Origin of the sequence: Erythrobacter sp. THAF29, from assembly GCF_009363635.1 — a bacterium.
Classification (GTDB): Bacteria; Pseudomonadota; Alphaproteobacteria; order Sphingomonadales; family Sphingomonadaceae; genus Erythrobacter.
The window spans coordinates 77,791-102,195 of the sequence record NZ_CP045392.1 but is presented as its reverse complement, the minus strand read 5'-3'; the positions used below and the strand labels follow the sequence as shown (position 1 = coordinate 102,195).

Below are 24,405 nucleotides of genomic sequence, written 5' to 3'. Positions count from 1 at the left end.
CCGTGCTTGTTCGCTCGTGTTCGCTCGCAATCGCGGCTTGAGTGGGGCCACATGAGGGGCCACTTTCTCGAAGCGGACTGAGGTGGCCCCCAAATGGCTCTGACAGATACGGCGATTCGAAATGCAAAGCCTGGTGAGAAACCGCGGAAGATGTTCGACGAGCGCGGCCTGTTTCTGCTCGTGCAGCCATCAGGCGGCAAACTATGGCGGTTGAAATATCGATACCTTGGGAAGGAGAAGAAACTTTCCTTGGGACGCTATCCTGATGTTTCGCTCAAGGTGGCTCGTGAGCGACGCGATGAAGCTCGCACTCTTCTAGCGAATGGCGCTGATCCGGCCAGCGTCAAGGCGCAGCTTAGTCATGAGAAGCGTGAGGCTTCGGAGAACACGTTCGGAAAGATCGCCGACGAGTATGTCGACAAGATAGAGAAAGAGGGGCGTGCTGCCGTTACCATAAAGAAAACCCGATGGCTGCTTTCGCTGATGGCAGGTGATCTCGGCGGCCGCCCGATCACGGAAATTACGGCAGCTGAATTGCTGTCCACGCTGCAAAAGGTTGAGGCAAAAGGCCACCACGAAACTGCGCGCCGCATGCGTTCCTTGTCTGGTAGGGTGTTCCGATACGCAGTCGCCACGTCGCGCGCTACGGCTGACCCATCGGGGTTGCTTCGAGGAGCTTTGATCACTCCCACGGTCAAACATCATAGCGCTATTGTTGACCCCAAGCAGGTTGGCGAGTTGCTCCGAGCCATCGATGGCTTCTCGGGCCAACCCCTCACCTGCTTGGCTCTAAGACTCACCCCACACGTCTTCGTTCGTCCAGGCGAACTGCGCCGCGCTGAATGGGAAGAGTTCGATTTGCAAAAGTCAATCTGGACGATCTCCGCCGACAAGATGAAGATGCGCGACCCACACATGGTCCCCCTGTCACAGCAGGCAAAGGACATACTGGAAGCCGCCCGAGTGATTAGCGCGGGGCAACGGTATGTGTTCTCGTCGCTTTATCCCGGCAACCGCCCCATGTCTGAAAACACAATCAATGCTGCGCTTCGAAGGATGGGTTATAGTGGCAGCGAGATGACTGCTCACGGCTTCAGAGCGATGGCGAGTACGTTGCTGAACGAAAGCGGCAAGTGGTCGGCCGACGCGATTGAAAGAGCCCTTGCTCACAAAGACACAAATGCTGTGCGCGGCATTTATCATCGCGGAAGGCATTGGCGTGAGCGCGTTGAGATGGCGCAATGGTGGAGCGACTACCTCGATGAACTCAAGGCGAGTGTATAGCTCTTAACTACATGAAAAACAAGAATAATTGGACGGTGCTGTGCGGTGCTGCTAAATTGGCCCTGGCAGCGTTGCAAAGTGCATCGGTGCTAGAGGAAGGACGAGGCCATGAAGGGACAGCCCGCAAGAGTGCTTGAGCGAAGTGACCTTGATCGCTTGCTACTGCATTGTATCACTAAGAGGCACAAGCTGAGGGACCAGGCGATTGTTCTTCTAAGCTTCAAGGCAGGTTTGCGCGCTTGTGAGATCGCTGGCCTCACATGGCAAATGGCGCTTCGGTCAGATAACAAAGTTGGCAGTCAACTCACCCTGAGTGGCGGGATCGCAAAGTATGGCAGTGGCAGAATAATCCCCTTGCACAGAGACCTGAGGCGTGCGTTGAAGCGTCTCCATAAGGAGCAGGGCAATCCCCCAATTGGTCCCGTAGTGCCTTCGGAGCGAGGGGGTCATATGACCCCAAGAGGCATCGTTAACTGGTTCGGTTTTGCATACCGCGAACTTGGCCTGGTTGGCTGCTCATCGCACTCGGGGCGCAGAACATTCATCACACAATCAGCAAGGCTGGTGAGCAAGTTTGGTGGCTCTCTTCGCGATGTACAAGAGCTTGCCGGACATCGCGCGCTGACAACCACCGAGCGCTACATTCAGGGGGATAGGGATGCGCAACGGACATTGATTGGGATGCTGTAGCAATGAGTGGTACAAAACAAGAGCACAGGCTCGTTCATATGACCGACGAGACAGACGGTAGCCGTGAAACGCGGACCGCGCGCATCCGCGAGCTCAATGACCTACTGAGAAAAGAGCGCAGTGGTGGGTACATGTGCGTGAGCGATGGAGTGGTCGCGCTAGGTTACGAGGTGTTTTGCGAGATCAGAGAGAAGGTCAAGGCGTTCGATGCCTTCACTCCGGCCAATGACCCCTATGGCGAGCACGACTTTGGCAGCCTCGTACACAACGGGAACGAGATATTCTGGAAAATCGACTACTACGACAAATCAGAAACCGATGCTTCGCCAGACCCAACCGATCCTAGCGTAACCAATAGGATCATCACGATTATGCTCGCTCGCGAGTATTGATGGGTAGAAAGCCGCCCTTGATTGAGCTTCGGTTCCCGATCAGCGCGAAACAGTTCCGAAAAATCGACCGAGCGGTGCGCCGAGCAGGCTACAAGGCAGCGATTGAATGGTCAGAGAACATCAGGATGACCGCCGACGCCGAGAACTTCGCTTCGGAAGCAATCTACGTGATCTGCAACTCGGGAATGGGAAACCGCATTGCACTCCCAATCTTCCAGGACTGCATGATCGCATTGAGGGCTGGCCACTCGTGCAAGACAGTGTTCGGCCACCCAGGCAAGTCAGATGCAATCGACTACATTTGGAAGGAGCGGCGCGCGTTGTTCCGCAAACTCATGAAGGCAGACGATCTCATCGAATTTTGCGCGAAGTTGCCTTGGATCGGACCGGTCACGAAGTTTCATCTAGCAAAGAACCTTGGAGCCGATGTCGCAAAGCCAGACGTCCATCTAAACCGTCTTGCGGAACCCGAAGGTGTGACTGCACAAGAGCTGTGCGAAAGGCTTGCTAAGGAAACCGGATACCGCGCTGCAACGGTTGACCTTGTTTTGTGGAGAGCCTGTGCCGATGGAATAATCCACTCGCGCTGAATGACTGCGCAGTGTTCTCCGATTGCGAGCATTGTGGAGCCAGCCGAGGAAGTTGGTCATTCTAACATTATCAGTTACTTAAAAAGACAGGCCCGCGATATATATGCAAACATGCAGTGAATAGCCGTATGTTCATCGAGTCTGCTTTAAGGATCCATGGCGGTCAACTTCGAGCCCGATCATGAGGCATATGTGCTGTATCTGGTAGCGATCTAGCCAAAGCAAATATTCTGAATGTTGTGGCTCATCTACCCGACGCTTTCTCCTATCGATTGGCTTATCACCCTCCGCGGACGCCGCACGATTTCGCTGTGGCCAAAACGCCATCACGCAATAACCAACTAGGCGAGGAAGATTTTCAAGCTTTCTGATCACGCGTATCGGGGTATTCACATTTGCATCTGCTGTCTGACCTACTCGACGGAACAGCCGACTCTTCTTCCTTGCGTTCTCGAAGACTGCATCAAAGTCTTGCGTGCCAACGCCATGGAAGTGGATCACAAACTCTCTGTTATTCTCTTCGAATTCGCCATCAAGAAAAACGATCATCCATCCGTCGCATGAGGCTGAGCCGTACCTCAGAAGCACTTGCCGAAGCCGCTCGAGTATCTTCTCGGCTTCTGCCTCCCACAGTGTTCCAGCTGGGAACCGAAGGGAAGGAGATACGAGGTTGACCATGATGAGGTCGCCTTGCGTGCGACCAGCGAGATCGCATACCGCGTTAATAATACGCTTTCTGTGTTTGCGCATGTACCGACTGGAGGCGACTGTCAGCCGTCTCTTGATTCTCTTCCGCAGCCTGAAAAGCTGCCTCTTCCCAAGACTGCTACGGGCTTCACGCGACCAGTTTGCAACCTTCTTGATTGCCTTGCGTCGCACTTCATCTTCCTCACCCGCTTGAGCTTTGGTTTCAAATTTGAATGCAGACAAGAGAGGGTTCGAAGACTGGGTCACATCCTTAGATCGAGCGGGCTTTCTGAGCTGACTGATGTTTCGTTTGGCCATCACTGATCTTGCTCACCGATGTCTGATGACAGCTTCTCAGACACGAAATTCTCGGCGCTCTCTCGGTCAATGAGTCTTCGGCTGCCAATTTTGGTGGAGCGGACCTTGCTTTGCATGAGTTTATAAGCGGTGGTTCGGCCTACGCCGACCATCGAGCAAAAGTCTTTTATTGATATTAGTTTGGGTTCCATTGATCTACTTTCAGACGAGCGATCTCCTCACCGAAAGCGAGCGCTCTCAGCCGATAAGACCGGTGCCAAAGTTTGGAGTTGGCGGAATTGGCCAACCGGTGAGTGTGAGCCAGGACGCAGGCGTTAAGTTGTTAGGCCGACCCGGCTGACAAGAGCAAACGTACGCTATTGCTCGCACTTGGCCAGAAAATGCGATTGACGACATTAATGTAATGCTTTTACAGTTACATTAAGTTTAGAGAAGATTGCCTTACTGGGAGATGGCCAATGAAGAAGAAGCCGACCTACCAAAGAGCCTTTCAGCTTAGCGAGGGACGGATAAAGAGGACTGATTTGCCAAAGCTGATCGAGCGGATCGGCAATGAATATGTGCGCCGCAAGACAGCAAAGGTTAGCTTTGAGGATGGGACCGACACCAAGAACGAGTCGGCAAAGAACTTCCTAAGGCGTGAAGTCTATGCGCTCGGCATTGCCTTGCTCCACCACGGACCAAGGAATTGGAGCCCTCGAGCCCTCGTGGAGTCGATAAGGAAGACGCGCACGACCAGGCCGGAGGCGCTGTCTAACGTGTTCCATGCTCTGCTGATGTCCATTTTCGAAACCGATGAGTCGATCAATCGCAACGAACGTTCGCTGATTGCAAAGGAGTTAGAGTACGCTCATCGCCATGAAGTCCCGCCGGAGTTTCTTTGTGGTTTCCTCTATCAAAGCACCGATCGAAAGAAGATTGGTGAACGTCTGCGCTCAGATTTTACGGAACCCGCGTTTCGCGACTAAAGAAAGGGTCTGATGGTGAATGAATCCAACTCACTACAAAAGTGGTAAACTGTCTTGAGTAAAATCTGATTATGCCCACTCTTCAAATTAACGCGATATCGGAGCATCGCTACACGTCCCGTTGGTTCACGCGCTCCCGGTGAAAGTTGAAACAAACCGACGAAATCGCGATGGCGACGTCGCAAAGCTCTTCAGCGCGCTGCTTGATACTCTCGTCGCTCCGTTCGTCTCCGGCAGAGTTGAGCAACGATTTGTTGAGGGGGAGCAGGCTGTGTTTCGCCAGAGCATCTCATTTGCTCTTGGCTGAACCATCAGTGGCCAGTCGGCTCGCGTTGGATAGCGCGGGACTCTAATTGTCGCTCACCAATGCGAAGTTACCGGTACCATAAACTGCGAAGTCATTTTCATATGCAGTCAGGCGCGACGGAAGCGGCCAGTGCTTCTTCGCTTTCGGCGAGAGTCTAATGTGAGGCCGCGATACAGCTCTTGGCCAAAGTGCGGCCCGTTCATGAGAAGGCTATACTGAGAAGATAAGTGTGTAGTATTCGAAAGAGGATTGGCGCAGTACGATTTTAACGATGGAGCTTTATCGCCGCGATGCTCCCGAGCGACTGCCGGCGCTTTCCTTGGTGTGCGCAAAGCCAGGCATCGAGAATTCAAGGACGTTAAGTCCGGACGGTGGATCTGAGGTTGTGATCGTTCGTCGCTAATACCTTCGATATGAGAACGATAGAGAAAAAACCGTAGTGAATTCAATGCCTATGTAGAAGCACGTAAGTGTTCGCCCTGATCGACGTACCTCCAGATTCGCTCAAACCTTTGCTTCATCATTTGAGTGCGGAGAGCGAGAGCGATTTTGGAGCGATTGGAATCAGCGACCATTGTTAGTGAACAGACGGTTGATTCCATCGATCAAGAAGATGGGCTCAGCGGCGGCATTTCCCAAAGGGTGGCGGTGCTTGCACCCATTAGCCTCAGCGTTGCTGCCTGCGGCGGTGGAGGTTCAAGCCCCGCTCCATCGCCGCCCCCTCCGTCAGGTGGAGGGCCGCCTGCGCCGCCACCAACTATCAAGTCAGGGTCTTCGATCACTCGTTCACAAGCTGCGGCTGCAAGGGCCGCGCTTCATTGCAGTCTCGCGACGACATCCTCGACGATCCGGACAATCGAAAACGAGGGAATTGGGCAATGGCTCGATCGCCAGATGCGGTCCAGCAACAAGGTGCCTGCCACGGATTTTCTGATCTCGCGTGGCTATGACAAAATCGACTCGGATCTGAATTGGCTGAACCCGACCTACTTCGACCACATGATCTGGTCGCAGGTTCTGACTGGCGGCAATGTTGTTAGAAAGCGAATGGCTCTGGCGCTTTCGGAAATATTCGTAGTGTCGATAAATGAGTTGGACATTGATTGGCCCGTCCAGGCGCTCGCTTCCTATTGGGATTTGCTCAACAAAAATGCTTTCGGCAATTTTCGTGAGCTTCTCGAACTGATCACGCTGAACCCTGCGATGGCAGTCTTTCTCGACACTCGAGGAAACCAGAAAGCAGATCCGACAACTGGTCGAGTCCCCGATGAAAACTTCGCTCGCGAAGTGATGCAGCTTTTTACGATCGGATTGTACGAGCTCAATCAGGATGGCAGCCAGCGGCTGTCTAATGGTGCGCCGATCGAGACATATACAAATGACGACGTAGTTGGCCTTGCCAAGGTATTTACAGGGTACGATTTTGATTATTCGGGCGTTAGCTTCACGCCTGATCCAAGAGCGAGTTACCGCCCACACGTGCCCAGCGCGCAGGTCGTAAGACAATCAGTGACAGCTGACCCTGCAAAGTGGATTCCTCGAGGCCGCGCCTCAACTCATTCGCTGGACGAGAAAAGATTTCTGGGGGTCACGATAGCTCCCGGAGTTGCTCCGGCGAGAAGCCTCGAGATCGCACTCGACAGGCTTTTTGAGCACCCCAATGTCGCGCCGTTCGTCTCCAGACAACTGATTCAGAGATTAGTGACCAGCAATCCAAGTCCAGGCTACGTCCGCAGGGTCGCCGCTGTATTTGCCGATAATGGCAAGGGTGCGCGTGGCGATCTCGGAGCAGTTTTCAAAGCGATAATACTCGATGATGAGGCTACCAGCGAGAATGGCCTCAGAGACCCTCGTTTCGGCAAACTTCGAGAACCGATGCTTCGCTACTCTCAATGGGGCCAAACGTTTAACGCGCAGTCAACGTCGGGCGCTTGGCAAATTAGGGACCTGTCAGGACCTTCGCTGTTGAATCAGGTCCCCTTGCGTGCCCCCTCGGTGTTCAACTTCTTTCGCCCAGAGCATATTCCACCAAGATCGCAGGCAGCGGCAAACAACATGTTAGCACCAGAATTTCAGCTGGTTACCGAGTCTTCCGTGGCGAGCTATGTCAATTTCATGTGGAGCACTATTGATGCGAGCGGCTTCTGGGCGGACGATATTGCCGCTGACTACTCTTACGAGCTGGATATTGCATCGCGACCTCCTGAATTGCTGGACCATCTCGACCTGGTGCTCACCGGGGGACAGCTAAAGCCGGAAACACGGTCACTGATCCTAGACGCACTCAATGATGTCGAGATCGAAAGCACCGATGACGACGCTGGTAAACTGAGCCGAGTTCGCATCGGGATTATGCTGACGATGTGCTCGAATGACTATCTGGTGCAGAAGTAGGAGGTCGTCATGCATAGATCTAGAGCCGATCTCCTGTGTCGCCGAACATTCATTCGCCGGACAGCCGCTTTGTCGATCGCAGGGGCGGGATCTTCTTATGCGCTTGGCCTGGCCGGACTCGGCGAGCTCGCAGCGCAATCGTCTGAAAATGACTACAAGGCTCTGGTTTGTGTCTTCCTTCGGGGGGGGAATGATCACGCGAACACACTTATTCCGTATGATAGTCTGAATTACTCCAGATATTCGCAGATTAGGGGCGGTCAGCAGGGCATTGCGATCCCTCACCAAGACCTCAGCAACACCTTCTTGCGACTGCCTGAGGATCAAATTCTGACCGACGACCAGCTGTTGGCACTCTCACCGGCAATGCCGAAAATGAAAAGGAGATACGATGAGGGTTCGCTAGCGCCACTCCTAAATGTTGGCCCTCTGCTTGCTCCGCTTACGAGAGCGGAGTTCGATAGCCCCAATACTCGTGCCTATCCACGGCCAGCGAAGCTCTTTTCGCATAACGATCAACAATCGACCTGGGAGGCATTTCAGCCCGAAGGCGCAACAACTGGTTGGGGCGGCAAACTCGGCGACATTGCCTTGTCGAGCAATCAGAACACCATGTTCACTGCGATAGGCGTAAGCGGGAACTCGGTTTTTTTGAACGGACAAGATGCATCCGCTTTTCAAATTACCCCCTCAGGCCCGCTCATCATGTGGCCAGTCGGTTCGACTCTTTACGGAAGTAGGTTCTCCGGTGACGCTCTTGGAACGTTGTTGCGACAGCAAAGCAGCCATGTTCTTGAGAATGACTACGCGATGATGAATGCCAGATCGATCGAATACAGCGCATTCGTCAAGGACGCGCTCGAAAATGCTCCGGCGTCGACGAAGTTTGGCGGTTCGGGCGGGCTCCACGCTCAGCTTTCAATAGTTGCCCAAATCATTGCATCGCGAAGCGCGCTTGGAGTGAAGCGGCAAGTCTTTCTTGTGTCGATTGGCGGCTTTGACAACCACAGCGACCTGAAGAGCAAGCACCAAGGATTGTTGCAGAAACTCGATGGCGCGCTCGATGCATTCTATGCATCGCTCCTTTCTCTTGGTGTCCAGCGCGACGTCACAACATTCACAGCCTCGGACTTTGGTCGAACACTGACCTCAAATGGGAATGGAACAGATCACGGTTGGGGCGGTCACCACTTCGTCCTTGGCGGCAATGTCAATGGCGGTCGGTTTTTCGGGCGGGCGCCCTCAATTTCAATCTCATCGGACGATCAAGTGGGTTATGGTAGGCTGCTTCCCACAACGTCGGTAGATGAATACGCATCAACTCTCGCGCTGTGGTTTGGGGTCAATGCAAGCGATCTGCAGTATGTCGCACCGAATATCGGGCGTTTTGCGCGGCCTGATCTTGGTTTCATGAGCCGGCAATAAGGAAGTCGATTCTGGCGATGCTATATTTTTTGACTGACGCCGCATGAAAGCCATCGAATCACAAATTCTCAAATGCAGATTCTGAACGTTGTCAGACTGTCAACACGAAAGGCGCCTCGTTAACCATAAATAGGGCAGTTTTAATCGCTCAAAACGGATGCAATCGCCCGAATTGTATAGGTTTTCTCAAGTAGTCAGCGGCCAGATCGCCTTCGATGACTAGATGCAGTCATTGGGGGGTGAGTAAGATGTCGAACGCCGATCAGGTTGACCTAAGAATAGCTTTACATGTTTCTGAAGACTGCACATCTGGGCCGATCTCCGTGCCCAAGCCAGTGCAGATTTCGAGTCTCGCGATCTCGCTCGATGAGAGGCAATCCACAGAGTTGCGCAGGCGCCTTCTGCCGAAGGAATGGCGTGGGAATATTCCGTGGGACATCCTTATCGAACTCTATGTGAATGAGCTTTCAAGAAGACCGACTACAGTAAAGCAAGTGGGCCTGGCAGCTGATGCACCGTGCGCCACCGTTCACCGCCACTTGGCAAATCTCGTCGATAGAGGCTGGATCGTAAGAGACCAGAATCATCGGGACCAGAGGGTCGTGAATCTGAGTTTGACTACCGATGCGTTCAAACTGATCGAGGGCTGGTCAGATTCGCGCATCAAGCAGCTTAAGAGCCTTATTGATAGATATTGAGATCCAATCTTTGCGGTTGCCTAAACGAAGGAGCAGAATTGCTACCAACCTTTGCAGCGGAGCCGCATTAACCAAGGAGTTTGCAGCTGCCAGTCGGCCATTTGATTGTAGTCGGCTCATGACCAGCAAGACAGGCAATGATTGTCGTCTATTCAAGCTAATCTTGGACCCGAGGAACCACGATTAAAAAGAGCATTCGACTTCGTGTGCCGACTGAGTCATCACCGGCACATGAATCGATTGGACGACACCATCGCAGATATTCCCCGCCAGTCTTTACGTCAGGTGCGAGAGACTTCGGAAAGGGGCACAAGCTAATCTGCGCCCTCGGTTCGTTTGCCCGTCCTGCGGCAATTGATTGCGTACCAGCTGCAAGAGCGAAATACAGGAAAACTCAAGGTGGGAGCTCGGCGCAAGCTGGAGCAATTGACCGGCGAACGCGAACATAGATTGAAGCGCAAGAGCTTTGGAGGTTCGCAAACGACTCTTGAAGACCGGTTCTTACTGTACCCGTCATTCGCAATGTTTCAGTGCGAGTATGATCTCTGGGCATAGATTGCGGAGCTCGATGAAAGCGATAAACGCCTGGCCTTTGACGAGGAACATGTCGCCATGTTTTCCGGCTTCTGGAAATTCTTTGCACCGGTCGAATGCGTTCTGGACGCGAAAAGCAAGGTCTGTGTTCATGGCTTCCGCCTCAGCGACCAGACGAGGGTGGAGATAGCGCCGATCACCGCCGCGAGCGCGACGAGGGCTGCGGGATCTAGAACAAGCATGGGAGCCTCTGATTCGATTAAGGCCCATATGTTCACTAAATGTTCCAAGTAGGAAAGCACTAATTCGGCAGCGTCTCGGGCTGGCCGTGGATCGGGATCAGGCCAACCCTGAGTTTGTGGTATCGATCCGCGACGATGCGCCAGAGATCCGCGCCGTCTGTTTCGCCCTCTGCCTCGAGGGCGGCAATTCTGTTCTCGATAAACTCATCGCCGTTGTCCCCATGGTGGCGCTCAACCCATACCGCCAATGCCCAGAGTTCCTTTTCGCGTGTCATCGTCATTTGGCGATCCTTGCAGCGAACGGTTCGTCAGGCCAGTCGCGAATTCCAAGAACACTAATTGTGCTCGATGCTGGAATGGCCGACGCCTTCTTCAGAATTGATTGAAGCATTTTCAATTATTTGTGATACGCCTGCGCCTCAAACGGGGTATCAAATGACATTTACAGTTTTGGCCTTGCTGCTCGGGGCCGTTCCTGCCGGACAAGAGTTTGCATGCACACCGACTGCGGTTTGGGATGGTGATGGCCCCGTCTGGTGTGCCGAAGGACCACGCGTCAGGCTTTCCGGTATTGCCGCGCGCGAGATGGACGGAAGTTGCAGATCTCGCCATCCTTGTCCGGCCGCGGGCGCCATTGAAGCCCGCGATGCCCTCGTACGCCTTGTCGGGGTTGCGCGCGGAGTTGGAGAGCACGGGCATATACTGGTGAACGGGCCTACCATGCGCTGCATCTCGGACGGTTCTGCTGGAGGAAGGCGAACCGCAGCCTGGTGCGTTTCACCGCGAGGCGGCGACCTTTCCTGCGCTATGGTAAGAAACGGTTGGGCTGCGCGCTGGGATCGCTATTGGAAAGGACATCGCTGCTCATGAAGGAATGGGGTTGGCACGCACGTAAGGGTGCCTGGAGAATAAGTCTTGAGTTCGGCCTGATCGCCGGTGGTCTCATTCTCGTCGTGCTTGCATGGATCGCTGCTCTCATAATCTCGATGCTAAATGGCGCTTGAGCGAAGTAGAGGTTCATCGTGAGATTCTAGGCTGCGCCTATCGCGCCCGCTATTCGCCGAGCTTGCTAAGTAACGCATCGACGAGAAAGCCGTATTGCTCGACAAGGACGGCAATGTCATAATGACGATTAGAGAGCACAACGGGTCCGTTTGTGTCGACGTTGACAAGACGATCGGAGCGGAACTCGCTGAACTGGAACGAGCTCCAAGCGGAGGTAGCGACTGAGCGGGCACCCCAAAGGCTTTGTTCTTGGGGTCCCGGCAAGAATGCCGGGGCCCATTTTCTTGGCATGATCCGAGCGACTTAACCCGCTGAGCTGGTGCACCTGCGGATGATCCTGAGGGATGCGATTGCCCTTCGGCGAAGGGCAATCGCTGAGCCAAGCCGGCCATCCTCTCTTGAGCTCCCGAGCCTCAGGAAGGTCTTCTCCATTTGGCGAGCTATGCAACTGAGACGTGTGCCGAGAGGCCGAGTGTTCTTTGTATTGATCTTTGACCAACCCCCACCGCCGGAGAAGCCATATGCATGATCAAATTGATTCGCCTGTCCGGCGCTGCGCAATTTATACCAGGAAGAGTACGACCAACCATCTTGATCAACGCGTCAACTCACTGGTGACCCAACGCGAGTTGAGCAGCGCTTACATCAAGAGCCAAGAGTTCAAGGGCTGGCAGGAATTGCCGGATAGATATGATGACGGTGGTCAGTCAGGTGGCGGACTTGATAGGCCGGCACTGGCTCGCCTCATGAAAGATATCGAGGCTGGCAAAGTCGACGTCGTAGTAGTTTACAAGATTGATAGACTGACGCGTAGCTTGCTCGATTTTGTCCGACTGATCGAGGTTTTCGACAGAGCCAATATCGCGCTGGTTGCGATTACACAGGCATTCGACACTTCGGACAGCATGGGGCGCATGATCCTGAATGTCTTGCTTACTTTCTCGCAATTCGAGCGCGAGCTGATTTCAGAACGCATGAAAGACAGCATTCGAAGTAGAAGAAAGCACGGCAAGTTGCATGGCGGTGTTCCCCCCTTCGGGTATGATCGAGTTGACGGTGATCTGGTACTCGACGAGCCGGAGGCCGCGATTGTTCGATTCATCTTCGATGAATTCCTGAGGACTCGCCGGTATTCGATAACGGCTGAATCAGTGAAGATGGCTGGCTTCCACAGCTCGGTGAAATACACGAAGAAAGGCAAGCCAAGAGGTGGCAAACCCGTCGAGCAGGCGACTGTCTATCAGATACTGAACAGCCCGATTTACGTAGGTGAGATCCATGGAGATGGCACCACATATAAAGGCGCTCACGATCCCATAATCTCGAGGGAGACGTGGGAGGCGGCACAACAGGTCAGTGAGCAAAGGAGACGTAAGGCGCCCGATCCCAAGAATACAAACCACTTTCTTGCAGGAATGCTGTGGGACGATACCGGCAGACGGATGCGATTGGAAATCAGGGTCAGACGGTACCAGACCTACTACACCTATGTTTCTTGCGAAGAGATGTGGTCGCGGCGCGAGCTAGTAAAGCCCTATCGATGCAACGCCCGGATCCTCGATGAAACTGTCCAGGCCTCGGTCGTTGCGTTTCTTGAAGATCGCCGACGCTTGAGGGCAGCCATTAAGAAGCTTGGGATTTTTGACGATGAACTGCAGCGACTCATCCGAAAAGGGAAACGAGCCGCCCGGCGGTTGAGAAAGAGCCTGCCAGAAGCTCAAAAGCTGATCTTCACAGCGATCCTGTTCCGAGCTGAGGTGGGGCCGGAAGCTATGTCGCTACACTACAGGCTACGCGAACTTCGTCGCTTCCTTCTATGGAAAGACAAGATTGATTTTCGCGGCGATACCTCATCCTGGCTCAGCAGCGATGCAAGATATGAGGACGTGATCGAAGTGCAAACGGTCGCTGCTGCGCGTTGGCCTGCGCTCCATATTCATCCGAGAGAGCAATCAAAGTCTTTGGCTCCGAGAAGAGACTTAATTGGTTTGATCGCCACCGCTCGCAAGGCGCAGGCCTTAGTAGAGCAAAACCGGGAAAGCGATCTTGGAGCGCTTGCCGCAAAGTTTCGGTGTGGCCCCATTCATTTTGCTCGATTGGTGCGCCTCAATTTCTTGGCGCCAGATATTGTCACGGCGATCCTAGATGGCACGCAGCCCTCGGCCCTAACCAGGAGACAATTGCTCGAATGCAACCTTCCGACGGATTGGGTGGTTCAACGGCAATTGCTGGGTTTTGCCCAGCCGGCGAATATGAGTGCCGGACAATGGAACATCTATGGTCGGCCGCCCAAAAGAATCATTGGCACCTAAACCTCACCGGTTCGTAAGTTTTGTCACCTCGGCGGTGTTGGCAAGGGCCGCTGAAATCTGAGATCCCGCAGTGGAGTTCGCCAATACACAGCACTCTTTGGCGACGCAGTAAGGCTGCTGGGGGCTCCCTTCGGATTGCAGGCCGTAAGTTGATCGATCGCGCTTGGCAGCAAGTTTAAAGAAAACTGGCATTGGCCCGTCGTCATACGGAGCCTGCACGTTGCACCGCTCTACCCGTACCGATTAGGCCGTCATTCAGGTGCAGTCGGCTCGATTACGCCCTCAAGAAACCACAGCCTCACGTTCTTGTGGATGCCTCAACCCATCAATTTCTCTATCCCTTGCAACCTCTTATGGGAGTGCTAGTTAGAAAGCCAACTCAAAGGGGGCATGGATCAATGAAGAAGTTTATTCCAAGTTGTGGCGTAGTCTTGTTGGTGGCCGCGGGTTCTCTGTCCGCACAAGAACAAGCTGTGGATGCGACAACCGTCACCGCAGCAACCGAACAAGTCGAAACTTCTGTTGGAACCGCTGTTCCTGCAGCTGTGGCCACGACGGTTACGCTACCCAAAGATACCCTCATCAAGGTCTCTCCTGTTGCGGAGATCACATCGAAAAAAATGAAAGAGGGAACAACACGTGAGTTTCGTGTGGCTGAGGAAATTCGGCGCGATGGAGTGACTATCGTGCCGCTTAACGCTCCGGTAGTTGCAACCGTCTCTTGGCGTACCGGAAAAGGAATCTTCGGTAAGTCGGCCAAGTTTGAGCTGACTTTCACGAGCATCGTACTTGACGGAAAGACCTACGACCTGACCGGTACTCATCGCCAAGAGGGTCGAGGAAACACGGCTGCCGCATTGCTCGTGTCTGGGATAATCACAGGACGTTCGGCCGTCATGGTGCCTGATCAGGTCGTAAACGCCCGCACGGCCGAGGACATCACAATAGTAGCATCATAGTGCTTCCCTAGTGGTAGCTGGCCCCGCCATACTTTGACTATCGGCCAGATACGTCGGTTACCAGGGTAATGCCGGCAAGTTGTGGTGTGTTTGCAGCTTGGGGACGAGCAAGTCTCTCGGTATCTCTGTTTGGTTTCCAAAGGTTGGTTCCCAATGACCGAGTGATCTTGGATGAAGCGAGCGCCTTCGCTCTTGAGGCTTCGCCGGAATGCCTACTCTTAGACTTTGTTCAAACGCTGAAGATTGGCGCCAGGCCAGCTGTGCCGTTTCGAGAATTTAAAGCGACCAGCCGTGGTGCCGGTCACGATCACTAGCTCGAGCATCAGGGATGGAAGAAATTGGGCCGGTTGCTGACGGGCCGCTTTCGGATCTCAAACCGGAAATAGCGGTCGTGGTTAGCCGCAAAGTTTCGTCGAAGTCTTAGCCAATTGTGACTGGGGACGTTTGCACTGAAAAGGTCCTCAGGGACGCTGATGGCCTCGCGAAACGGCGAGCGAATCTTCCGCCATCCTACAATTTGCCTGAAGCAAGCCATGCGCGAACGCGATCAAGTTCGATAGGGCTAGGCACGCGGCTGCGCTTTCGACGTTTGAGAAAATCCTGGGCATCGCCCGATCGTATCGAATCGAATGCCTTGATCTTCGCATCAAGCAAGCTGTCGAACCTTTGTTTGCCAGCAATGAGATTCATCGAAATCCCGAACTCGCCGTTATCTTGGTGAATCTCGACGTGAATACCTTTCTGTTTAAAATAATGCGTTCCGTCGGCCCGAACTTCCCAACGCTTCGAAGCGACGAAGCGTTTTCGAGCGTTGATCACCTTGATGTATTTTTCGTGATGCTCGCTAGCCTCGCTAGTTTGCGTCAACTTGTCGCAGCAATCTGTGCCCACGGCCATCGCACCCCATGCCGCATGTTCGATCGCATAGACGTAGCGAATTTCAGTGCCACATAGTTCGCAGTTGCCAGCAAGGTCGCCTAAATCGTCAACGCCAACCCAATTCCAACCGTGTCGCGGCATAACATGGCCGTGTTCGGCGGCATGGCAACCTTTGCAAAGCGCCTCGCAATCCGTTGTTTCGTATTCCCATGGCAATCGACCGCGAATGTATCGTTTGTGGTGAACTTGAAGCACAACATCGTCGAAGGCAGCCGAACGAAGGCATCTGGCGCAGCAACCGCGATGCAGCTCGATAACTGCGTGTCGGAATTGAACCCAATTGGCGTGTCGATATTGTTTCATTGCTCGTCTCGTTCGTTGTTGTAGAGCCGAGCATTCGAAGTTTTGAAGGGGGATACAATGCGAGTAACCGGACTTTTTGCCCTAGTCTTGGTCGTAGGTTGCAATAGTGCGCCAACCGATAGCGTCGAAACTGGCGAAGTCTCCGATGGTAAGGGCAAAATGTGGGTCACTTCGCAATACACTGACCGCCATACTTGTGCATCGGAGACTTGCGGCGTCGTGGGGCGCTTGTCATTCCGCGAGGGTGCAACGATCCTCGAAACTGAAGGTGATTGGGCGCGCATCACGCAACCTTACGACGCAAGTTGCGTCAACAGAATCAGCGAATATGTCGATGAAGGCAATGCCAATTGCACCGCAGACAACGGAATTGACGAAGGTCGATTTGCGGAGTGGGTCTCACTTGCGGACATGTCCCCGACAAGACCTGCTGACCCCGCCGAATCAGCCGCCGAAAGCGAGCGTGTAGTCGCGCAGTCCGACGATTATGCACAACATCGAGACGCGTTCGTAGCAGCTGCAAACCAGTTGATCGCCGATGGACGCTGCACCTCCGAAGAAATCGAAGAAATGGGAGGGTGGGTCAAATCGACGAACGAGCGAAGCCGTCCAATTTACTTCACATACTGTGGCGGTATGACGACGGCGAACCGCCTCTATCTGAACGTCGAAACCGGCGAGATATATAAGTAGATTGGGGGAAGCCATGTCAGCCACAAAATTCCTAGCGGCGCTCGCTATCACCGGCCTTACGACGAGTGAGGCGCAAGCCGCCGAATATCTTACCGAAGTGACTAGCGAAGTTTATCAAACCCATGGAACGGTTCGCGAGATAACCACGCGCGCACAGACTTGCATTTCGCAGCATTTGGCGTCGGGCGTGACTGGCGGGCAACTCATTATCAATGCTGATCTAGACGGGGGGATTGTTGTCGCGAATAGCGCGATCGAATACGGGAGCCTACCGCGCTGGCAAATTCGAAGCCGCTTCACGTTCGAATCGCGGGAAGGGCGCTTTCGGATTCAACAAACGAACCTTGAACGCTTCAACGATCAATTCAACGTTGGTTGGCATCCCATAGGCAAATGGGCGGGTTCCCAATGGCGAAAGGCCGAAGAAGCCTTCGCAGCGTCGGCAACATTGGTCGCAAAATGTGTCCGGGCCGAATCGCGACAAGAGCATTGGTGACGCCAATCCGGTGTCGCAATATAAGAGGTAGCCGCATTGAATCCTTACTCAGGCCGTGAAGAAGGAAGTTGTCGGAGACGGAAGCTGCCAGTGTCAAATGCCCGGTCTTAGGGTGACTAGAGCTTCGGCGGAAGGTCTGAGAATGGGCCGATAGCGGACTGTCTGCTTCTGGGGATCAATTTTCGGCAGGCGTACCTTCAACAGCGATTTCCGCAGCTGTGAAAGCAAGATTCTAGATTTAGCGGCTACCAAAACATCAAGATGAAAAGCAATCGAACTTTGCAGAACCTATCCGCAACACTATTGTCCCAGAATGTTTTGGTTTCTCCTTCTCTTTGCAGCTGTCCCCGCTGGCGAGTCATTCGAATGCACTCCTCAAGCAGTTTGGGACGGCGACGGTCCTGTATGGTGCGTTGAAGGTCCCCGTGTGAGACTGTCTGGAATTGCGGCCCGCGAAATGGACGGCACATGCAGTCCCGGACATCCCTGCCCATCTGCGAGCGCCATCGAGGCGAGGGACGCGCTGGTCAGTCTCGTTGGCGAGCCGACAGGCGTGGGCCAGCACGGCCACATCCTTGTGAAGGGTCCGACCATGCGATGCCGTTCAGATGGATCAGCGGGTGGAAAGAGAACTGCTGCATGGTGCATCTCGCCAATAGGCGGCGACCTTAGCTGTGCCATGGTCAGAGGTGGTTGGGCTGCCAGATGGGACCGCTACTGGCGCGATCACAAATGCTGAGCCAGACAGATCAAATTGATGCGAGGTCAGCCCCAGCACGCGTATTGCAGTTAGCAATAGCGCGCCAGCCATGGGCCGTTGTGCATCCGGTGGATAAATCGCATACGGATGATCGAGACCGGGAGTGCAGGCGCAGCCTCGCCGCCTGCGGTCGGACCATTGCATATGACTGAGCAACCCAAACAGCAGAGCTCGGGTTGGGGCAATATACTACTTGGGGTCGTTATCGGCGGCATCCTGATGCGCGCATTTTTTGGCGGCGACGATGCAGAGCCCGACCAGCAGTATATGTATGACGAAAGTTCGATCGAAGTCGTCGACGATGCGGTTGCCGAAGAAACCACTGTGGCGGCTCCGAGCGAAGTCACGGTCGCAAGAGCCGCCAGGCATGCTGGAAAGGTCGTCGGTGCGTTCGGGACGTCGGGAGCGGAGGAATACAGCGAACTGTGTTACGCGGCCTTGGGCGAGAAGTTCTCTGTCGAGCAACGCGACCGATGCTACGCGTTCGATCTGTTTGCGGCGAAACTGATCGAAGAGCGCGATGGATTTGCACCTGTAAGGTTCAACCGTTCGTCGATCAGGTCTCGGTGGAAGGCTGGTCCTTCGGCTTCATGGTTTGACGATGAAAGCGAGAAGCGCGAGGCCGTCGACGCCCTGATGACACAGACCGACGCTGACTTGGTAGCCCCGCCCCAAAGTGCAAGGCCGCGCGGCTCGCAATCCTACGAACCCAAGTTCGAAGAAGCGTTGGCGTCGCCGAGTAATGAGACCGAGGAGGCGGACGTTCGGCTTGAAGATTCCGAAGGCGAAACTGCGTTCGTCGGCGACGCTCTGGACAACTAATTTCCGTCTGACGAGAATTCCAGCATGGCGAGGAAGGCGACCAGCTGGTCAACCTCCTCGTCACGCAGCGCTGTGGGCAGAGGCTCGAGGGCTGCAGGGCCAAGCCGCGCGTAGAGGTCGCTGCGCTGCCGCACATCCATAGAATTGGTATCGACGAGCCTCAGCGGATCGAAATGCGCGATGATCGCGTCCTTAAGCGACGTGATCGACCCCGAATGCGAATAGGGCGCTGTCTGCGTGACGTTGTGGAGGGGCGCCGTCCGGAAAAGGAAGCGATCGCGCGGGTCCAGCGTCACATTGTAGCGCCCCTCGTCGATTCCGAACCCGTTCTTGCCGAAGCCGGCCTGCGGAAACGCCACCGCATGGAAATCGAGATCCGAGAAATAGGGACCGTTGTGACAACTGACACACCGGCCCCTGCCATAAAAAAGGACGCCCCCCGCCAGTTCCGCTTCGGTGATTGGACCGCGATCGAACACGAACCGCTCAAGCCGTGTTGGCCGGAGGCGGAACTCATGCCGGATGAACTGGGCCAGCGCGTCGGCAATCTCTGCGAAGCTTATTTTTGAAGCATCGCGGTCATAGGCCGACCCCAGCAGAGGCCCAATGTCGGTATCCGATGCGAAGCGCTTGGCCAGCTCGCTCTGGATGGTGTTGGCAGCGCCGACATCTTCCGAAACGACGGTTTCGCGGATTTCAATCGTGTCCTCGACCATCTCGCGCAGTTCGACCGAAGGAAGATGGACCGCAACCACCAGCGGATCATCCGAGGGCGAGTGCTCGCCATACTGGCTTGCCACCACGTCGTCCTTCTTCTGCACCTTCCCGTCCCAAAAAAACGTATCGAAGCCTTTGCCTCCCCTTCCCCAGAAGGGTAGCGCATTGCGGGGTAGAATCCTGCCATCGGATTCCATCCGCTCCCTGCCCTCGCCTTCTCCGCCGACCCCGATCGCGTTCGGAAGTCCGTCAGCCGAGCCGAACTTGTCAAGATGACAATCGCGGCAGGAAATTTCGCCGTTGATGCTCATCGCTCGGCTTTCGAAGATCAGTCGACCCACTGCCACGCGCTCCGGATCGGTCGGTATCTCTAGTGCGGCCGCCCTCCGCAGACCGCCTTGTATTGCCGCCTGCCTCAATGCGGCCATTCGCATGGTATCCGTGGCGACCGGGCTGAACCCGGTCCGAGAAGTCTCGGGCCGATCGCAGGAACTGGTGAGGGCGGTCAGGAATGCAGCCGCTGCCAGTAGCAGGATGACCCTAGAAACGGATTTCATGTGTATCGATCACTTCCTGAAGGTCGGTGGCCCGTGCTTCGATGGCTTGGAGGCGCATTTGCGACAGTTCCTCTTCGCGCAGTCCCCATTGCAACAGTCGCTTCTGGTATAGGTCGTAATCCTGGCAAACAATCAGGCCCATCTCGCCCGCTGCCAGGCCAGTCTCGTTTTCCTCACTCTGGTCGACAGCAATCGCCTGTTTGGCCTGAAAGTGATCGCGCATGGCAGTGTCACATTGTTCGACGAGGATACCATACTCGTCCTGGTGCCAGGCCATCACCGCTTCGCGCCACAAAGGCATGGCCGTCCACGCGATGCCTGCGCCAATCAGCGCAGCGAGCCCGTGGGACAGCAACCTATTCCGCCACGATCCGGAAGGCATCGAGCACCTCGGGCGTGATCGTTCCCGTTTCTGCTAGGTCGTAATCCTCCTGGAATTTCTTAAGCGCTGCCCGGGTCATCGGGCCGACAATGCAGTCGAGATCTCCGTCGTAATAACCGTAAGCCATAAGTCCGGTCTGAACCTTGCAGACCACCTCCTCGATTGCCGGGCGCGACGGTTGAGCCGAAGTGTCGGGCGAGTAGAAGCGATTGGGCACCGTTGCAGGCGAAGCCGGAAGGATGGATGAAGGCGGGTTGCTTCGTTCATTCCGGGTCGGTGTCGTTGTCGGTGCTGGCACAGGTGTCGGCGTCGGAGTTGCGCGTGGTACTCGCGGCGGCGGCGGGGTGTAGGACGGCGCGCGCTGGCGTCCGCTGGAGCCCGAGCGATGGCTCGAATGCGAAGCGTGGCTCGAATGCGATCGGTGTTGGGCCAGCTGGAACCGGTGATCCTGCGCGAAGCGGCGCACTGCCACCTCATCGTCCGGGTCTGGCCCCGAGACCTGCGGAAAGACATCGCCGACGCTCCGCCCATCCGATTGCGACATAGGAGCGATGCCGGCCGCGACCAGGCTTGAAATTAGAAACCGTGATTTGTTCATAGTGGAACCACTTCCTCTACAAGTTCGTCAGGGTGCCACTCGAAAAAGCCGGAACAAGAGTTCTTGACACTACACGCATTGCATGCCTCGGCGAAGCGCTGCTTCCAGTCCGATATCGAAGCCACTGCCAGATGCCGATAGTTTTCCGGAACGTGACACAGTGGTGCGTTAAAGAGCTTCACTGGTACGCCGTGAAGAATAGCCCGATCGAATGCCGACGCGATTTCCTCGAACTGTTCGGATAGGGGGAAGCGCAGCTCTGCAAATCTCGTCCGAGCGAATCCTGCATTTTCCAGGTCCATGATCGACCATTGCTCGATTTGCGGAAGATTCATTGTAACGAAGTGAGCCAGGCGATCGAGCCCGGGCGCGTTAGTTGACAGCAATACGGTTCTCAGTTCGATCCGAGCAGCGCCAGCAAACAGATGGCAAAACGATTCAAGAAGCCGCTCGTAGGCTCCAGGCTTACCCACGATGGCATCGTGGGTGGCGGGATCGGATGAGTAGAGCGGTATGCCCCAGACCACGCTACGATAGAGTTTCTGGCGCAATCGCTCGACGTGATAACGCTCGAAGTGCTGGGCATTGCTGAGGATATGGAAATTGAGATCGGGGCGTTTGGTCGTCACCGTCTCGATCATGTCCAGTAATCGGTCCATGTGAAGCGTGGGCTCACCCCCGGAGATGCCGATTGTGATGTTCGGATCTGCCAGAAGGCAGGCCTCGATAAAAAAATCGAATCGGTCGGTGTGACTCTTCTTCGGAGGTTGCGAGCACATGGTGCACAGCTGATCGCATTGTTCGGTCACCAGCAGGGTGTTGTGATCAGAGCCCGACCTGATCAGTCTTTCAACGCGCCCCACGCTTGGCTCCGCCAGTACGACGTCGCCATGAAGCTCCTCTGCTCCGTGGGTGACCTCCAGAAGTCCATGCTGACCCGACCAGAGGGAACTTTCAGCGCCCCCCTTCTCCAGCCTGCTCTCGCCTGGCGCATTAACCGAACGAGCGCCTAGTCTGGTCACGAAGGGAGCGCACGCGCTGCTAGAGGCAGGCAGGGACAGCGGGATCACTGGGTGAGCCTCATGTCGGGCATCGGTCCTGGCAAGTCGAGCCAGCGGCCCAGCGAATGGCGGACCTTCTCGTCTTCGGATCCTATCAGTTCGAATGCATAATCGAACAACGCCATGTGGCGCTTGCAGAACTCTGTCTCCTCGCGGGGTACATCAATGGTGCCATAACGCGAGATGTCGTCGACAATATCGCGCCCGCAATAGGGCTTGTAAGCGCAGGCTTCGCAAACGGGATCACCGTCGAGGGTCGAAGCAGCATCCAGCGTTGCCCGTCTGTCGCCGTCCCACCCTTCGTGGACGTCTCCGATAGACAGATCGATGACACCGGATCGCGTGAGCATTCTGGCTTCATCGCTTGGATAGGCATTGCCGTCATAATCTATGACAATGTAGTCGCGGCCGACCGGGTTGGGGTTCCTGAGATCGACATGACGATCGGATCCGGGCCGGAAGATGCGCCGCAGCAGCATCGAGAAGTATGTTTCCTCGACCCAGGCCTCATGTTTCCAGTTGTAGTCGATCAGGTATTCGATGAAGCGCCGCTGGTAGGCAGACCAGGTCTTGCTGATATGTAGGCTCTCGGCATGGTTCTTTCGCGCGAAACCCTGATAATTGATTGGGCGCAAGTAAATCGAATTGAGACCTTGGCCCGCGAACGCTTCGACCAGTTCCTGCGGCTCGGGCGGCGAGAGCGGATCGATTGTCGGCAGAGCTGAGACCTTCTCCGGCCCGTATCGCTTAACGACGTATTCTAGGTTCGCCGCAAACTTGCCGGAAATCTCTTGTGGACCGCGCTGACGCGTGTGAACATCCGAAGGTCCGTCCAGCGAAGTGCTGATCGAGACGTCATCCCGATCAAAGAGTTCCAGTATCTCATCGTCGATATTTTGGAGGTTCGTACAGACGACGAAGGATGCGTCCACTTCTTCTGGGACCGCATCGATGACGGCACGGATCAGATCGGGTCTCAGGCTCGGCTCACCGCCTTGAAACTCGATCTTGATGGAAGAAGCTCGCAAGTTCGAGATTAGCCTTACAACGCTGTCCAACGTTCGCTCATCCCAATCATAACCCGCGGCATTTTCGCTGGCGCGCGAAACTTGGCAATAACTGCAAGCAAGATTGCAGCGAAGTGTAGGCACAAGGATCAGGTAATCGAGCATATCCGAAATGGCGCGCCGGCGTTCGTCCAGATACGCACCAGCAAGCTGCGTCAAAGGAGTGGGGACATGATCGATCTTTCGCGACCGACCTCCCAACAGTGAAAATCGACCGGCAGGATCAATTGCTACGCCTGCTGAGGATCGCCGCTCTGATTGACGCGTCGACGTCAAATGCCGATCCTTCGAAAGTCTCTCTGCAGCCGCCATCTCAACATCCCCCACAGGCCTAAAGCGCAGTTCATTAGTCATTTTGTTCAAAGTAGTGGCCAACCCCGCCAAAAAATTTGGTCTTAGCGATCTTTCGCCAGCCCATGTGTAGCAATGAAAATTCGCATTGCCGAGCCACTGATTTTGAGCGCTTGAGGCCTCCGCGATTAGATTTGCAGCAATGGCAACCCCATCACGCAAACCGCCTGCCCGGTTGTCCGGTTCGCTCGCCGCTCACCGACGGCGACGGCGCGCTGCTTGGCGCGTCAGGCCATCTCGAGCTGGGCGTGGGCTGGACGCTTTCTGCCCATCACCGTGCTCTCACCGACTGCGACAAAAATGAAAATGCCTGAAGCATCAGCGTAGGAGACGGTTCTTGCGAATGGGACGAAGGCGCTAGTCACCATATGAGACTCATCGAAACAAGCGACTGCTATCAAGAAATCTCGACCGCTTGGCGAACGACCGGAACTGGGGCGCAAAGCTGCCATTCTTACAGAGTTGCAGTCTGCTCACATCCGCGCTGAGAAGCGGAAGCCAAAAATGCCACGGGTCGCTCATCTTTCCGAAGAGTCTCCGACTGCATTTGTTGTGCGACGAGATGGGGAGGGGCGCGGAACCGCGCAATTCTCTCAATCAAGTGCTCCAAGACTGCTTTGCAGTTTGGAGACTTGGACTGTTTGGTGCGGTCGAAAAGACTCTAACTCCGACGGGCGTTAGCCCACTTCGGCCTTAACGTTGCGCATCTACCAGTTCCGCCACGACTACATTCGGTAGAGGTCCGGGTGGTAACAAGTGTGCAGCCCTCTGTAGGAGCGCGGCCCTAGCAAGGCGCACAGGAGTGGCGCAAAAGCTTTGTAGATAATAATGTGCACGACGGCGAACCACTGTGA

The 24,405-nt window shown here is 55.0% G+C and carries 23 protein-coding genes; 14 read left to right on the top strand and 9 right to left on the bottom strand.

Annotated elements, in window-relative coordinates:
• The first annotated feature begins 93 nt into the window (after nt 1-93).
• The 4 genes from FIU90_RS00525 to FIU90_RS00510 all read left to right on the top strand — a co-directional run bounded on the left by FIU90_RS00525 (nt 94) and on the right by FIU90_RS00510 (nt 2,956).
• The gene (locus FIU90_RS00525; RefSeq protein ID WP_152432997.1) at nt 94-1,284 is read left to right on the top strand and encodes an integrase arm-type DNA-binding domain-containing protein; all 1,191 of its coding nucleotides are present in this window, start codon (nt 94-96) and stop codon (nt 1,282-1,284) included.
• 108 nt (nt 1,285-1,392) lie between these two features.
• A complete protein-coding gene (locus FIU90_RS00520; protein ID WP_152432996.1) occupies nt 1,393-1,974 on the top strand; it encodes a site-specific integrase in 582 nt (193 codons plus the stop codon).
• A 38-nt stretch (nt 1,975-2,012) separates the two neighbouring features.
• On the top strand, nt 2,013-2,366 hold the full coding sequence (locus tag FIU90_RS00515) for a DUF3768 domain-containing protein (RefSeq protein ID WP_152432995.1): 354 nt from the start codon (nt 2,013-2,015) through the stop codon (nt 2,364-2,366).
• A 125-nt stretch (nt 2,367-2,491) separates the two neighbouring features.
• Nucleotides 2,492-2,956, top strand: a complete 465-nt coding sequence (locus tag FIU90_RS00510) for a hypothetical protein (protein WP_152432994.1) — start codon at nt 2,492-2,494, stop codon at nt 2,954-2,956.
• Between the two features lie 132 nt (nt 2,957-3,088).
• Here FIU90_RS00510 and FIU90_RS00505 read toward each other — a convergent pair whose 3' ends face one another.
• Nucleotides 3,089-3,961, bottom strand: a complete 873-nt coding sequence (locus FIU90_RS00505) for a hypothetical protein (RefSeq protein ID WP_152432993.1) — start codon at nt 3,959-3,961, stop codon at nt 3,089-3,091.
• A 458-nt stretch (nt 3,962-4,419) separates the two neighbouring features.
• Between FIU90_RS00505 and FIU90_RS00495 the strand changes: the two genes are divergently transcribed.
• From FIU90_RS00495 to FIU90_RS00480, 4 genes are all read left to right on the top strand, one after another.
• Nucleotides 4,420-4,929 carry a hypothetical protein gene (locus FIU90_RS00495; RefSeq protein ID WP_152432991.1) on the top strand — a complete coding sequence of 170 codons (510 nt, stop codon included), beginning with the start codon at nt 4,420-4,422 and terminating at the stop codon, nt 4,927-4,929.
• Nucleotides 4,930-5,794: 865 nt separating this feature from the next.
• Complete coding sequence (locus FIU90_RS00490) at nt 5,795-7,630, top strand: DUF1800 family protein (RefSeq protein ID WP_172970130.1); 1,836 nt, start codon at nt 5,795-5,797, stop codon at nt 7,628-7,630.
• A gap of 69 nt (nt 7,631-7,699) precedes the next feature.
• The gene (locus FIU90_RS00485; RefSeq protein WP_234029573.1) at nt 7,700-9,055 is read left to right on the top strand and encodes a DUF1501 domain-containing protein; all 1,356 of its coding nucleotides are present in this window, start codon (nt 7,700-7,702) and stop codon (nt 9,053-9,055) included.
• A 248-nt stretch (nt 9,056-9,303) separates the two neighbouring features.
• A complete protein-coding gene (locus tag FIU90_RS00480) occupies nt 9,304-9,753 on the top strand; it encodes a helix-turn-helix domain-containing protein (protein ID WP_152432988.1) in 450 nt (149 codons plus the stop codon).
• A 513-nt stretch (nt 9,754-10,266) separates the two neighbouring features.
• Here the strand turns inward: FIU90_RS00480 and FIU90_RS15470 are convergent.
• Together FIU90_RS15470 and FIU90_RS00475 are read right to left on the bottom strand one after the other, a co-directional pair.
• Nucleotides 10,267-10,440 carry a hypothetical protein gene (locus FIU90_RS15470; RefSeq protein WP_172970129.1) on the bottom strand — a complete coding sequence of 58 codons (174 nt, stop codon included), beginning with the start codon at nt 10,438-10,440 and terminating at the stop codon, nt 10,267-10,269.
• A 148-nt stretch (nt 10,441-10,588) separates the two neighbouring features.
• Nucleotides 10,589-10,810: a hypothetical protein gene (locus tag FIU90_RS00475; protein ID WP_152432987.1), complete on the bottom strand. Its 222-nt coding sequence runs from the start codon at nt 10,808-10,810 to the stop codon at nt 10,589-10,591.
• 154 nt (nt 10,811-10,964) lie between these two features.
• On the opposite strand from FIU90_RS00475, the gene FIU90_RS15680 reads away from it, so the two are divergent.
• The 3 genes from FIU90_RS15680 to FIU90_RS00460 all read left to right on the top strand — a co-directional run bounded on the left by FIU90_RS15680 (nt 10,965) and on the right by FIU90_RS00460 (nt 14,805).
• Nucleotides 10,965-11,399 (top strand): thermonuclease family protein, encoded by a 435-nt coding sequence (locus FIU90_RS15680; RefSeq protein ID WP_152435606.1) that lies wholly within the window; start codon nt 10,965-10,967, stop codon nt 11,397-11,399.
• A gap of 656 nt (nt 11,400-12,055) precedes the next feature.
• Complete coding sequence (locus tag FIU90_RS00465; protein ID WP_152432986.1) at nt 12,056-13,846, top strand: recombinase family protein; 1,791 nt, start codon at nt 12,056-12,058, stop codon at nt 13,844-13,846.
• A 398-nt stretch (nt 13,847-14,244) separates the two neighbouring features.
• Complete coding sequence (locus FIU90_RS00460) at nt 14,245-14,805, top strand: hypothetical protein (RefSeq protein WP_152432985.1); 561 nt, start codon at nt 14,245-14,247, stop codon at nt 14,803-14,805.
• A 510-nt stretch (nt 14,806-15,315) separates the two neighbouring features.
• On the opposite strand, the gene FIU90_RS00455 is transcribed toward FIU90_RS00460, so the two are convergent.
• Nucleotides 15,316-16,047 (bottom strand): hypothetical protein, encoded by a 732-nt coding sequence (locus tag FIU90_RS00455; RefSeq protein ID WP_152432984.1) that lies wholly within the window; start codon nt 16,045-16,047, stop codon nt 15,316-15,318.
• Between the two features lie 57 nt (nt 16,048-16,104).
• Between FIU90_RS00455 and FIU90_RS00450 the strand changes: the two genes are divergently transcribed.
• The 3 genes from FIU90_RS00450 (at nt 16,105) to FIU90_RS00435 (ending at nt 18,818) form a co-directional block, all read left to right on the top strand.
• Nucleotides 16,105-16,740 carry a hypothetical protein gene (locus FIU90_RS00450; protein WP_152432983.1) on the top strand — a complete coding sequence of 212 codons (636 nt, stop codon included), beginning with the start codon at nt 16,105-16,107 and terminating at the stop codon, nt 16,738-16,740.
• 13 nt (nt 16,741-16,753) lie between these two features.
• Complete coding sequence (locus FIU90_RS00445) at nt 16,754-17,236, top strand: hypothetical protein (protein ID WP_152432982.1); 483 nt, start codon at nt 16,754-16,756, stop codon at nt 17,234-17,236.
• 904 nt (nt 17,237-18,140) lie between these two features.
• A complete protein-coding gene (locus FIU90_RS00435) occupies nt 18,141-18,818 on the top strand; it encodes a hypothetical protein (protein ID WP_152432980.1) in 678 nt (225 codons plus the stop codon).
• On the opposite strand, the gene FIU90_RS00430 is transcribed toward FIU90_RS00435, so the two are convergent.
• Genes FIU90_RS00430 through hxsB form a run of 5 tightly spaced genes read right to left on the bottom strand, consistent with a single transcriptional unit; the run spans nt 18,815 to nt 23,713 of the window.
• Entirely contained in the window at nt 18,815-20,092 is a 1,278-nt protein-coding gene (locus FIU90_RS00430) for a His-Xaa-Ser system-associated MauG-like protein (RefSeq protein ID WP_199799342.1), read from the bottom strand. The genes FIU90_RS00435 and FIU90_RS00430 overlap by 4 nt on opposite strands.
• Nucleotides 20,076-20,447, bottom strand: a complete 372-nt coding sequence (locus FIU90_RS00425; RefSeq protein WP_152432979.1) for a TIGR03982 family His-Xaa-Ser system protein — start codon at nt 20,445-20,447, stop codon at nt 20,076-20,078. The genes FIU90_RS00430 and FIU90_RS00425 overlap by 17 nt, the downstream gene beginning before the upstream one ends.
• 1 nt (nt 20,448) lies before the next feature.
• Nucleotides 20,449-21,072 carry a peptidoglycan-binding protein gene (locus FIU90_RS00420; RefSeq protein WP_152432978.1) on the bottom strand — a complete coding sequence of 208 codons (624 nt, stop codon included), beginning with the start codon at nt 21,070-21,072 and terminating at the stop codon, nt 20,449-20,451.
• Nucleotides 21,069-22,094: a His-Xaa-Ser system radical SAM maturase HxsC gene (hxsC, locus tag FIU90_RS00415; protein WP_255478521.1), complete on the bottom strand. Its 1,026-nt coding sequence runs from the start codon at nt 22,092-22,094 to the stop codon at nt 21,069-21,071. Before hxsC ends, FIU90_RS00420 begins: the two co-directional genes overlap by 4 nt.
• A 44-nt stretch (nt 22,095-22,138) precedes the next feature.
• Entirely contained in the window at nt 22,139-23,713 is a 1,575-nt protein-coding gene (gene hxsB / locus FIU90_RS00410) for a His-Xaa-Ser system radical SAM maturase HxsB (protein ID WP_152432976.1), read from the bottom strand.
• Between the last annotated feature and the right edge of the window lie 692 nt (nt 23,714-24,405).

Excerpts from the sequence above, each read along its gene's own strand:
- FIU90_RS00525 (WP_152432997.1), top strand. The coding sequence starts at position 94 with ATGGCTCTGACAGATACGGCGATTCGAAATGCAAAGCCTGGTGAGAAA.
- FIU90_RS00520 (WP_152432996.1), top strand. The coding sequence starts at position 1,393 with ATGAAGGGACAGCCCGCAAGAGTGCTTGAGCGAAGTGACCTTGATCGC.
- FIU90_RS00515 (WP_152432995.1), top strand. The coding sequence starts at position 2,013 with ATGACCGACGAGACAGACGGTAGCCGTGAAACGCGGACCGCGCGCATC.
- FIU90_RS00510 (WP_152432994.1), top strand. The coding sequence starts at position 2,492 with ATGACCGCCGACGCCGAGAACTTCGCTTCGGAAGCAATCTACGTGATC.
- FIU90_RS00505 (WP_152432993.1), bottom strand. The coding sequence starts at position 3,961 with ATGGCCAAACGAAACATCAGTCAGCTCAGAAAGCCCGCTCGATCTAAG.
- FIU90_RS00495 (WP_152432991.1), top strand. The coding sequence starts at position 4,420 with ATGAAGAAGAAGCCGACCTACCAAAGAGCCTTTCAGCTTAGCGAGGGA.
- FIU90_RS00480 (WP_152432988.1), top strand. The coding sequence starts at position 9,304 with ATGTCGAACGCCGATCAGGTTGACCTAAGAATAGCTTTACATGTTTCT.
- FIU90_RS15470 (WP_172970129.1), bottom strand. The coding sequence starts at position 10,440 with ATGAACACAGACCTTGCTTTTCGCGTCCAGAACGCATTCGACCGGTGC.
- FIU90_RS00475 (WP_152432987.1), bottom strand. The coding sequence starts at position 10,810 with ATGACGATGACACGCGAAAAGGAACTCTGGGCATTGGCGGTATGGGTT.
- FIU90_RS15680 (WP_152435606.1), top strand. The coding sequence starts at position 10,965 with ATGACATTTACAGTTTTGGCCTTGCTGCTCGGGGCCGTTCCTGCCGGA.
- FIU90_RS00465 (WP_152432986.1), top strand. The coding sequence starts at position 12,056 with ATGCATGATCAAATTGATTCGCCTGTCCGGCGCTGCGCAATTTATACC.
- FIU90_RS00460 (WP_152432985.1), top strand. The coding sequence starts at position 14,245 with ATGAAGAAGTTTATTCCAAGTTGTGGCGTAGTCTTGTTGGTGGCCGCG.
- FIU90_RS00455 (WP_152432984.1), bottom strand. The coding sequence starts at position 16,047 with ATGAAACAATATCGACACGCCAATTGGGTTCAATTCCGACACGCAGTT.
- FIU90_RS00450 (WP_152432983.1), top strand. The coding sequence starts at position 16,105 with ATGCGAGTAACCGGACTTTTTGCCCTAGTCTTGGTCGTAGGTTGCAAT.
- FIU90_RS00445 (WP_152432982.1), top strand. The coding sequence starts at position 16,754 with ATGTCAGCCACAAAATTCCTAGCGGCGCTCGCTATCACCGGCCTTACG.
- FIU90_RS00435 (WP_152432980.1), top strand. The coding sequence starts at position 18,141 with ATGACTGAGCAACCCAAACAGCAGAGCTCGGGTTGGGGCAATATACTA.
- FIU90_RS00430 (WP_199799342.1), bottom strand. The coding sequence starts at position 20,092 with ATGAAATCCGTTTCTAGGGTCATCCTGCTACTGGCAGCGGCTGCATTC.
- FIU90_RS00420 (WP_152432978.1), bottom strand. The coding sequence starts at position 21,072 with ATGAACAAATCACGGTTTCTAATTTCAAGCCTGGTCGCGGCCGGCATC.